The organism is Agrobacterium sp. ST15.13.015, from assembly GCF_027871645.1.
Lineage (GTDB): Bacteria > Pseudomonadota > Alphaproteobacteria > Rhizobiales > Rhizobiaceae > Agrobacterium > Agrobacterium leguminum.
Map to the genome: position 1 here is coordinate 162,262 of NZ_JAQAHF010000012.1, position 9,560 is coordinate 171,821.

The window sequence follows — 9,560 nt, forward strand, 5'->3', positions numbered from 1 at the left end:
GAGGCCAATCGCAAGAAGGCCGGCGAATTTTTTATTATTGCGGGAACGAAAACAGGCAATACACGTTACGGTTCTGATGTAGCGTTTGGTATGAGGTCTTGATCGGAAAACATGTCCGTCTTGGGGGAACAAGCAACGGACACCTTTAAAAAGGCAGGCACACTGTCAAAGAGCGCGAAGGGGGAGACAATGCAGGATGGCCGTATGCCGTTCGAAAGTCACGGCGACGAGGACAAACCCAATCTAAGGATCAGCAGCTTTCTACCCGATATAAGCCTGCCCTCCTCCCTGCCCGCGGAACCCGTACCCATCGCCGACATGGCCAATATCTTCGGGGTGACCCACCGGACGCTGCATTTTTACGAAGAAAAGGCGCTGCTGACCTCAAAGCGCATCGGCCAGATGCGGGTCTATACCCACCGCAACGTCCAGCGCATGGCTGTCATCAACGTCTGCCGCGAAGTGGGCATTTCCGTCGCCGCCATTACCGAGATCATGGAAAAATTCGTCCGTTCGCTCTCGCAGAGCGAGGCGGACGATATATTCCACGCCGCGCTGCGGCAGCGGAAGCGGGAATTGACAGCCGAGCTTTCCACCCTTCAGCGCCAGGCCCAGCAGATCGAGGAACTGCTGGTCGCCGACACGGATGCGGACGGCATGGATGGCGCGGAACGGGCACCTGCAAAGGACATCGCCCTCACCGACACAGAACGAAAATGTCTGGAACTGATGGCGGAGGGTTACGCCCCGGTGAGGCTCGCCCGCGCCCTTGGTCTTTCCGGCAGCGATCTCAATGTTCTCGAGGCGAAGATCATCGGCAAGTTCAATGCCAGCAACCGCTTTCAGGCGGTCGCCAAGGCGGTTCTGCTCGGCGTCATCCGTGCATAGTCACGATCAACGAACGATTGTCAGCGTCTCCGCCGCACGGGTAATGGCGGTGTAAAGCCACCTCTCGCGCGAGTCCCGGAAAGCATAGCTCTCGTCGAAGAGAACCACGTTGTTCCACTGCGAACCCTGCGCCTTGTGCACGGTCAGCGCATAGCCGAAATCGAATTCGTCATAACGTTTACGCGTGGACCACGGAATTTCCGTCTCCACATCCTCGAAAGCCGCCTTCAGCAATTTGATCTTGGCAGCACCACGATCCATATCGTCGTCTTCAGGCCGGATCATCAGGTTGATGCCGGGCTTCACCGTCTCGCGCGAAGAACTCATCACCTGCCAGAGCGAGCCGTTGAGCAGCCCCTTGGCCGGATCGTTCCGGAGGCAGACCAGCTTGTCGCCGGATTGCGGGTAATCGGCGGTAAAACCCTTCAGCTCGCGAAGCCGCTGATTGTAACGGCGGCGGGTGCGGTTGGTGCCGACCAGCACCTGATCGGCATCGAGAACCAGCGACTGCGTCACCTCGGATTTGGAGATCACCTGCGCGGTCCCGTAATCGCCGCGCATGATCTCCCGGCCCTCCCGCACATCCATGGCAAGATGGATGATGGGATTGTCCTTGGCCTGGCGATGGATTTCCGACAGCAGATAATCCGGCTCCTGCTCGGTAAAGAAGCCGCCGCCCGAAACCGGCGGCAACTGCCCCGGATCGCCGAGCACGAGAATGGGCGTGCCGAAGCTCATCAGGTCCTTGCCGAGCTGCTCATCCACCATCGAACATTCATCGATGATGATGAGCGCCGCCTTGGCGAGCGGGCTCTGGCGGTTAATGGAGAACATCGGCGCAATCGAAGTTTTGCCGGTTTCCTCGTCTTCCACCGTTTCTTCGCCGCGCGGGCGATAGATCAGCGAATGGATGGTGCGGGCATTGGTCGCCCCGCGCGAGCGCAGCACCTGCGCCGCCTTGCCGGTGAAGGCCGCAAACAACACCTCGCCATCGACATTTTCCGCGAAATGCTTGGCAAGCGTCGTCTTGCCGGTTCCGGCATAACCGAACAGCCGGAAAACCGGCGTCCGGCCTTCCTTCAGCCAGCGGGAAACAGCCTTCAGCGCTTCGTCCTGTTGCGGTGAAAATAACATGCGCCCTCATCGCAGGATTCGAGCGTGGTGCGCAACAGAAAAAGAACGAAAGATGAATCGCCGTGTGAGAATGCGGCAATAAAACACGGCTGGTTTTTAAGCCGTGGTCGCTATCATCCCTCGTATGAAGATATTGATTCTCGGCGCAACAGGTTTCATCGGTTCGGAGGTTCTCAAAAGCCTGCACCTCCGCGGGCATGCCGTGACGGGGCTGGCGCGTTCAGTCACCCGCGCCCGCGACAAATGGCCTTTCGCCAACTGGATCTCAGCCGATCTTTCCAGGATGACGCACGCGACAGACTCGTCATCGCTCGTCCATGACCATGACGCCATTGTCAATTGCGCGGGCGCGCTGCAGGACGGCCTGTCGGATGACCTTGCCGCGACGCAGGAAAAGGCGATGCTGGCGCTTTATGAAGCAGCGGCGCAGGCGGGCGGCAGACGGATAATCCAGATATCGGCCCGCACGGCGGGGGCCGCATCCCGCCTGCCCTTCCTCGCCACCAAACGCCGCGCCGATGAGGCGCTCGCCGCAAGCGGTCTGCCTCACGTCATTCTGCGCCCCGCGCTGGTGGTTGGGCGAAACGCGCACGGCGGCACGGCACTTGTGCGTGCGCTTGCAGGCTTTCCCTTCGTGGTGCCCCTCGTCAATGGACAGATCGCCGTCCGAACGGTCGCGGTGGAGGATGTGGCAACCGTGGTATGCGCGGCGATCGACGGCGAAATCCCGGCGGGCAGCGATCTCGAACTCGCCGCGAAGGAAACGCTGACATTGCAGGACGTGGTCGCCAGACACCGGCAATGGCTGGGCCTGCCCCGTGCTCCGGTCATAAATCTTCCCGCCGCCTTTATGCGCCCCGTCGGCCTTGTTGCGGATGCCACAGGCAAACTCGGCTGGCGGTCGCCGCTGCGTTCGACCGCCATGACGGTCATGTCGGAAGGCATCGTGACGGAGAATGAAGGAGGACCGGTGATGGCCTCACTCAAGACCCTGGAACAGACGCTGGCCGCCCACCCTTCCGGTGTGCAGGACCTGTGGTTTGCCAGATTATATCTGCTGAAACCCCTGATCGTTCTCTGCCTGTCTTTATTCTGGCTGCTGTCCGGCCTCATACCGCTGCTGAATATCACTGGAGCAGCGGCGCATTTCCTCCCCTTTATGCCGCAGACGTCGGCCATCGCCCTCACACTCGCCACCTGCCTCATCGATATAGGCCTCGGCATCGCCGTTCTGTTGCGGCCGCTCGCCAGAAAGGCGCTTGTCGGCATGCTGCTGGTGAGCGCCGCTTATCTGGCCGGCGGCAGCCTGCTCGAACCGACCCTTTGGCTCGATCCACTCGGTCCTCTGGTCAAGGTTCTGCCTTCCATCGCCCTGACGCTCGTTGCCCTCGCCACCTTGGATGAACGCTGATGACACTTGAGGAACTGCTGCGGCTTGCCCATGTCATTGGCGCGACGGTGCTGTTCGGCACCGGCGCGGGCATTGCCTTTTTCATGGTGATGGCACGGCGGACGGCCAGCCCGGCGCTGATCGCTCATGTCGCAGGCACTGTCGTCATCGCCGACACGGTATTTACCGCCACCGCCGCGATAATCCAGCCTGTCACCGGATATCTTCTCGCGCGCATCATCGGCTGGCCGCTGACCGAAGGCTGGATCGCGCTTTCGCTCGCCCTTTATGTCTTCACCGGCATTTTCTGGCTGCCGGTGGTGTGGATACAGATCAGGCTGCGCGATATCGCCCGCGACTGCGCTGCCACCGGACAGGCCCTGCCGGCACAATGGTTCCGGCTTTACCGCATCTGGTTCGCCTGCGGTTTTCCCGCCTTTTTCGCGGTTCTCGGCATCATCTGGCTCATGCTCAACAAGCCGGATATTCCCGTGTTCGGCTGATGCGGCTCAATTGACGGCCTGCCGCTCGACAAGCTGCGCCAGCTGCTCCGCAACCGTGTTCCAACCGTCGAAGAAGCCCATCTCCGCGTGCCTGTCGCGATCCTCAAGATTGTTGTGCATGGCATAGGCCACATATTCCATGCCGTCGGGGTGATCGCGAAAAGTCATCACGGCGGTGAGGAACGGCTGGGCGGAGGGGCGAAAACCCGCCGTCAGCGCATCGGTGAAAACCAGGCGCTGCTCATGATCTACCGCCAGAAAACATCCTTTGACATGCGGACCGAAAGCCGTGCCGTCCTCGCTATAGCGCGTTTCGAAGGCGCCGCCGGGATAGAGTTCCATGCGGTCGACACGGCATTGGCCGGGATGCGGCACCCACCATTGTTCGAGGCTGGCCTTGTCCGTCCAGGCATTCCAGACGAGCCGGCGCGGCGCCCTGATGATGCGGGAAATCTTCAGGTCGAGATCGGGATTGAAAGTATCGGTCATTGGTCATTCTCACCTTTGCTGGACATCCTGTCCTGTTGCGCCATGACGAATTGTTCGAGCCGGTCGGTGCGGCCTTCCCAGATGGCGCGTTGTTGCGACAACCAGCCATCGAGCATGGAGAACCTCTGTTTCTCCAGCGAGCAGAACCGGACGCGCCCCTGCTTGCGCGTCACGATCAGCCCCGCCTCTTCCAGCTGGCGGATATGTTTCATGAAGGATGGCAGGGCCATGTCGAAGGGTTCGGCCAGCATTCCGATACTCGCCTCCCCGCCGCCCAGCCGCAGGATCACCGCCCTGCGGGTCGGATCGGCAAGAGACTGGAAGATATCGTCGAGCGCGTCTGAATAGTTTTCCATAAGGCTAACTATCATATCGAAATAGTTAGCTCAATGGATAAGTTTAAAAATCGCGAAAATTCGTTGCCGCAGGGAATAATCCATCGGGTTGCGGTGTCTCTTGATGTGCTGGCGGCAGAGGCCGCCCGAACCAAGGAGGATATGTCCATGAAGATCCGCTTTATCGTTCCCGCCCTCGTTCTGGCTTTTGCCGGAACGGCCTATGCCGCCCCTATGGTCGAAACCGTCAAGACCGCCAAGGGCGATGTGCTGGCGGGCGAAAAAGGCATGACGCTCTACACTTTCAAGAACGACAAGAAGGGCGTATCCAATTGTTATGACAAATGCGCGGTGAACTGGCCGCCGTTTTTCGCAGCCGCCAGCGACAAGGCCGAGGGCGCCTATTCCCTCGTGAAGCGCAAGGACGGCAAGATGCAATGGGCGAAGGATGGCATGCCGCTTTATTACTGGGTCAAGGACACGAAAAAAGGCGACGCCACCGGCGACGGTATGAACGGTGTATGGGATGCCGCAAAACCCTGATGGCATGACGGATGAAAAGCGGGGGAACCATTCCCCCGCAGCCGGCAGCTTCGAAACGGAGATGCTGGCGCTGATGCCCATGCTGCGCCGTTATTCCCGCAGCCTTTCCCGTTCCGATGCCGATGGCGAAGACCTCTTGCAGGACTGCGTGGAAAAGGCGTTGGCCAATAAAAGGCAATGGCGCGGAACGGGTTTGAAATCATGGGCTTACACGATAATGACGAATCTTTATCGTAACCGCCACCGCGCCGAGAAACGCCACCCGTCCGAGAGCCTGGACGGCCATGAGAGCATCGCCGGCGCGGAGACGCTCTCCGACACGCTGGAGAACGACCGGCTGCATGGCGCACTCGCCCTTCTTTCGCCGGACATGCGCGCCGTGCTGATGCTGGTGACGGTGGAAGGCTACAGCTATCAGGAGGCGGCAGAGACATTGTCGATCCCGCTCGGCACCGTCATGTCCAGATTGTCCCGCGCCCGCGAAACCCTTCGCCAGCATCTGGCGGCGGATAATATCATTCCCCTGCGGAGACCAAGATGACACGGCTAGAGGCCATAACCGAAGACGATTTGCACGCCTATGTCGACGGACTTCTTTCCGACGATGACCGCGCGGCTGTCGAGGCCTGGCTGGCGGAAAGGCCGGAAGAGCAGGCCCGTGTGGAGGAATGGAGAAAACAGGCCGATATTCTGCGCAATGCCTTCGCCTCCTATGCCGCCGCGCATCCGCATGACGCATCGATGCTCACCCCGCAAAAGAGGGACCGCGCATGGCGGGCAAAACCGGTTCTCCTGCAAACAGCGGCCGCCCTTTTGATATTCGTGGCGGGTGCTGCGGCGGGCAGGCTTCTGCCGCCGTCTTTTTCCACGCCGCAGGACGTGACCCTGGCGTCGCTGACCACGGATATTCCGGCGCAGGCGAAATCCGCCTATCTCATCTATGCTAGCGAGGTGCGCCATCCCGTCGAAGTCGGCGCGGGAGAACAGCAGCATCTCGCCACATGGCTCGGCAAGCGGCTCGGTTACCCCTTCACCATCCCCGATCTCTCAAAGATCGGATACGACCTCGTCGGCGGGCGTCTTATCCCCGTCAGCGGTAAACCGGGCGCGATGCTGATGTATCAGGACAAGACAGGCCGTCGGGTGACGGTGCTGATCGGCCACAACGAGGAAAACCGCACCACCAGCTTCCGCATGGCCAGCGCCGACGGCATCGAGACCTTCTACTGGATCGACAATGAACTGGGTTACGCCGTGTCCGCCGAGCTGACGCGCGACGAGGTGCAGGCAATCGCCGAGGAATGTTACCGGCAGTTCCCGACTTGAAGACCGTTATTTCAGCATCGGCCAGAGGCTGATGACGAGAAGCACGGCCATGGTGATATTGAACCATTTGAGCCGGACCGGCACCGCCAGCCATTCACGCAATGCCGAGCCGAAACCCGCCCAGGTGGAAACGCTGGGAAGATTGACCGCGGTGAAGGCCACGCCGACGAGAAGCACCGTGAGGAAATATTGCCGCTCATCCGTATAGGTCGCCATCGCCGTCACCGCCATCACCCACGCCTTGGGATTGACCCACTGAAAAGCGGCCGCGGCAAGGAAACTCATCGGCTCCGATGTTGCCGAACCCTCACTCAGGCTGCGGGAGGTGCCGATCTTCCACGCAATCCAGACGAGATAGAGCCCGCCTGCGAATTTCAGCCCGGTGTAAAGCACGGGCACCGCATGCAGCAACGCGCCGAGACCGAAGCCGACCCCGATCAGCAGCGACAGGAAGCCCGCCCCGATGCCCAGCATATGCGGGATGGTGCGGCGGAAACCGAAATTCACGCCCGAGGCAAAAAGCATCATATTGTTCGGGCCGGGCGTGATGGATGTGGTGAAGGCAAACAGCACCAGCGCAACAAGGGTTTCGACAGTCATGATTTCTCCTTGAGCCGAAATCCTATCCGTCGGACCAACATCAGGCCACCCCGCCGCATCGATGGCCGAGGTCAATTTTTTTGATGGATCGATCCTCTCCATGCCGGCTTTGAGAAGTCGGAACAAAGTTCTATTGTCCGATCATCAACCGCTGGAGCGAACCCATGTATGACGATATTCCTTCCGTCACCCTGCCCTCCGGAAAAGAGGTTCCGGCCCTTGGCCTCGGTACCTGGAACATGGGGGAGACGAGATCATCCGCGCCGCAGGAGGTCGAAAGCATCCGCAAGGCGATCGATCTCGGCATGACGCTGATCGACACGGCGGAAATGTATGCGGATGGCAGATCGGAAGAGGTGGTCGGCGCGGCCATCGCCGGCCGTCGACAGGACGTGTTTCTGGTCAGCAAGGTCTACCCCTGGAACGCCAGCGAAAGAGGCACGACGGAGGCCTGCGAGCGCAGCCTTGCAAGGCTCGGCACCGACCATATCGACCTCTATCTGCTGCACTGGCGCGGTGAGCACCCGCTTGCAGAAACCGTGGCGGCTTTCGAAAGGCTGAAGAGCGACGGCAAGATCGGCGACTGGGGGGTCTCCAATTTCGACACCGACGAAATGGAGGAGCTTTTCGCGGTTCCAGGCGGCAAGAACTGCGCGGCCAATCAGGTGCTCTACAATCTGTCCCGGCGTGGGCCGGAGTTTTCGCTGCTGCCCTGGTGCCAGGAGCGCGGCGTGCCGCTGATGGCCTATTCCCCCATCGAGCAGGGCCGCATCTTGAAAAACCACGAACTCATCCGCATCGCCAAGGCCTATCAGGCGACACCGGCGCAACTGGCGCTCGCCTTTCTTCTGGAGAGGGACGGCGTCATCGCCATCCCGAAATCCGCCAGCGTTTCCCGTGTCGAGGAAAATCGCGGCGCGACCGATCTTGAAATAACCGAGGAAGACTGGGCGGCGCTGGATGCCGTCTTCCCGCCGCCAACGCGCAAGACATCACTGGAAATGCTTTGATATAACAGTGCTTTAAGACACTGTCCGGAATCTCTCTAACAGGCAATTGAATCGGAATGTGAGCAAAGCAATTGTGCCAGCGGCGGCAGGCGGCACTTGAAAAACGGCGCGGAAAACCGCGCCGTTGCGTCCAGAAAAGCACCGCCCCGTTACGGTATGCGCCGCTCATATTCTTCTTTCAGTCCCAGCCATGTATCCCAGAACGGCCCCGGCTCCTTCTCCTGAAGACGGGCGGCGAGAATGTCGAGATGCACATGCCAGCCAGCGCTGACGTCAAGCCTCGTCCTCCTGTCGGCCAGCCGGCGATGAACCAGCGTCAGCAGCACATCCTTGCCAAGAGCCTGAAGCTCGATAGAGACCTCGCCACCTTCGCCCCAACTGAAGACCAGACGGTGCGGTGGGACCACGGTAATGATGCGGGAAGCCATACGGTCTTCTTCGGAAAAGCCCTCCGGGCGCCGGCCCGGCGGATCGGAAAGCTCATCGTTGCGCCAGACCAGTTCGAACGGCGCATCGGGCGCAAGCCGCATTTCGCCGGAAGCCAGCCAGCGACGGCGAAGCTCGCTTTGTGTGAGATAGGCCCATACCCGCTCGATCGGCCCCGGCAGCAGCCGTTCGATCTTAAGGGTCGTCGGTTCGACAAGACGGCCATAGGCGTCAGGCATTGCAATATCAGCCATTGTCATTTCCTCCATCTGCAGGGATTTTTCCCTGATCATCCTCCCTGAGCATCTGCTCAAGAATATCGAGGCGGCTGCCCCAGAACTGTCGGTAGAAATCGAGCCATTCATGCGCCTCTGCCAACGGTTCCGGCGCAAGGCGGCAGACATGGATGCGCCCCCTCACCTCGCGGCGGATAAGCCCCGCGTTCTCCAGCGCCTTGATATGTTTAGAGGCGGCGGCGAGCGATATGTCGAACGGCCGGGCCAACTGGCTCACCGTTCTCTCACCAAGGGAAAGATCGCGTAGCATCGTGCGTCGCGTGGCGTCGCCGAGGGCATGAAAGACAGTGTCGAGATGTGAAGCAGATAATTCAACCATGTTGTTGAATATAGGCTGTCGACTCGGAAAGTCAACCATATGGTTGAATATCAATTCAAGCGACGGCTAAAAAAAACCGCGGCAAAGCCGCGGTCGAGGATGATGACAAAGCAGAACCCCTAATCGACGTCATCCTTGGGCTTGTCCCAAGGATCTAATCACGTCTAACAAAATTGAGACGTCGCAGATGCTCGGGCCTGTCCCACTGCTGTCCGGTTTAAATTTGGTGGACATGGCGCACGGTGTTGATTCTACTCGTATTCGAGCGTTTGGCGACGATCTCGGACACGAAAGAGGAGCA

At 59.9% G+C, this 9,560-nt stretch carries 13 protein-coding genes; 7 read left to right on the forward strand and 6 right to left on the reverse strand.

The window, feature by feature from the left end; all coding sequences use genetic code 11:
• The first annotated feature begins 189 nt into the window (after nt 1-189).
• Nucleotides 190-888 carry a MerR family transcriptional regulator gene (locus tag PIB16_RS19460; RefSeq protein WP_080851513.1) on the forward strand — a complete coding sequence of 233 codons (699 nt, stop codon included), beginning with the start codon at nt 190-192 and terminating at the stop codon, nt 886-888.
• A gap of 6 nt (nt 889-894) precedes the next feature.
• Here the strand turns inward: PIB16_RS19460 and PIB16_RS19465 are convergent, their stop codons facing one another.
• Nucleotides 895-2,022: an ATP-dependent DNA helicase gene (locus PIB16_RS19465; RefSeq protein WP_059756749.1), complete on the reverse strand. Its 1,128-nt coding sequence runs from the start codon at nt 2,020-2,022 to the stop codon at nt 895-897.
• A 124-nt stretch (nt 2,023-2,146) separates the two neighbouring features.
• Between PIB16_RS19465 and PIB16_RS19470 the strand changes: the two genes are divergently transcribed.
• Both PIB16_RS19470 and PIB16_RS19475 read left to right on the forward strand, forming a co-directional pair.
• Entirely contained in the window at nt 2,147-3,433 is a 1,287-nt protein-coding gene (locus PIB16_RS19470) for an SDR family oxidoreductase (RefSeq protein ID WP_271046250.1), read from the forward strand.
• On the forward strand, nt 3,433-3,915 hold the full coding sequence (locus tag PIB16_RS19475) for a DUF2269 family protein (RefSeq protein ID WP_271046251.1): 483 nt from the start codon (nt 3,433-3,435) through the stop codon (nt 3,913-3,915). The genes PIB16_RS19470 and PIB16_RS19475 overlap by 1 nt, the downstream gene beginning before the upstream one ends.
• Before the next feature lie 6 nt (nt 3,916-3,921).
• Here PIB16_RS19475 and PIB16_RS19480 read toward each other — a convergent pair whose 3' ends face one another.
• Together PIB16_RS19480 and PIB16_RS19485 are read right to left on the reverse strand one after the other, a co-directional pair.
• Complete coding sequence (locus PIB16_RS19480; RefSeq protein WP_271046252.1) at nt 3,922-4,404, reverse strand: SRPBCC family protein; 483 nt, start codon at nt 4,402-4,404, stop codon at nt 3,922-3,924.
• Nucleotides 4,401-4,760 (reverse strand): ArsR/SmtB family transcription factor, encoded by a 360-nt coding sequence (locus PIB16_RS19485; RefSeq protein ID WP_161987906.1) that lies wholly within the window; start codon nt 4,758-4,760, stop codon nt 4,401-4,403. The genes PIB16_RS19480 and PIB16_RS19485 overlap by 4 nt, the downstream gene beginning before the upstream one ends.
• Before the next feature lie 141 nt (nt 4,761-4,901).
• Between PIB16_RS19485 and PIB16_RS19490 the strand changes: the two genes are divergently transcribed.
• Genes PIB16_RS19490 through PIB16_RS19500 form a run of 3 tightly spaced genes read left to right on the forward strand, consistent with a single transcriptional unit; the run spans nt 4,902 to nt 6,608 of the window.
• Complete coding sequence (locus PIB16_RS19490) at nt 4,902-5,282, forward strand: COG4315 family predicted lipoprotein (protein WP_078051963.1); 381 nt, start codon at nt 4,902-4,904, stop codon at nt 5,280-5,282.
• Nucleotides 5,266-5,823: an RNA polymerase sigma factor gene (locus PIB16_RS19495; protein WP_020810224.1), complete on the forward strand. Its 558-nt coding sequence runs from the start codon at nt 5,266-5,268 to the stop codon at nt 5,821-5,823. The genes PIB16_RS19490 and PIB16_RS19495 overlap by 17 nt, the downstream gene beginning before the upstream one ends.
• A complete protein-coding gene (locus PIB16_RS19500) occupies nt 5,820-6,608 on the forward strand; it encodes an anti-sigma factor family protein (protein ID WP_080856547.1) in 789 nt (262 codons plus the stop codon). The genes PIB16_RS19495 and PIB16_RS19500 overlap by 4 nt, the downstream gene beginning before the upstream one ends.
• Nucleotides 6,609-6,614: 6 nt before the next feature.
• Here the strand turns inward: PIB16_RS19500 and PIB16_RS19505 are convergent, their stop codons facing one another.
• The gene (locus PIB16_RS19505) at nt 6,615-7,208 is read right to left on the reverse strand and encodes a LysE family translocator (protein WP_065655849.1); all 594 of its coding nucleotides are present in this window, start codon (nt 7,206-7,208) and stop codon (nt 6,615-6,617) included.
• A gap of 164 nt (nt 7,209-7,372) precedes the next feature.
• Between PIB16_RS19505 and PIB16_RS19510 the strand changes: the two genes are divergently transcribed.
• Nucleotides 7,373-8,218 (forward strand): aldo/keto reductase, encoded by an 846-nt coding sequence (locus tag PIB16_RS19510; RefSeq protein WP_174036205.1) that lies wholly within the window; start codon nt 7,373-7,375, stop codon nt 8,216-8,218.
• 149 nt (nt 8,219-8,367) lie between these two features.
• Here the strand turns inward: PIB16_RS19510 and PIB16_RS19515 are convergent, their stop codons facing one another.
• Together PIB16_RS19515 and PIB16_RS19520 are read right to left on the reverse strand one after the other, a co-directional pair.
• Nucleotides 8,368-8,898: an SRPBCC family protein gene (locus tag PIB16_RS19515; protein ID WP_080856549.1), complete on the reverse strand. Its 531-nt coding sequence runs from the start codon at nt 8,896-8,898 to the stop codon at nt 8,368-8,370.
• Nucleotides 8,891-9,259, reverse strand: a complete 369-nt coding sequence (locus PIB16_RS19520; RefSeq protein ID WP_031233868.1) for an ArsR/SmtB family transcription factor — start codon at nt 9,257-9,259, stop codon at nt 8,891-8,893. The genes PIB16_RS19515 and PIB16_RS19520 overlap by 8 nt, the downstream gene beginning before the upstream one ends.
• Nucleotides 9,260-9,560 lie beyond the last annotated feature (301 nt).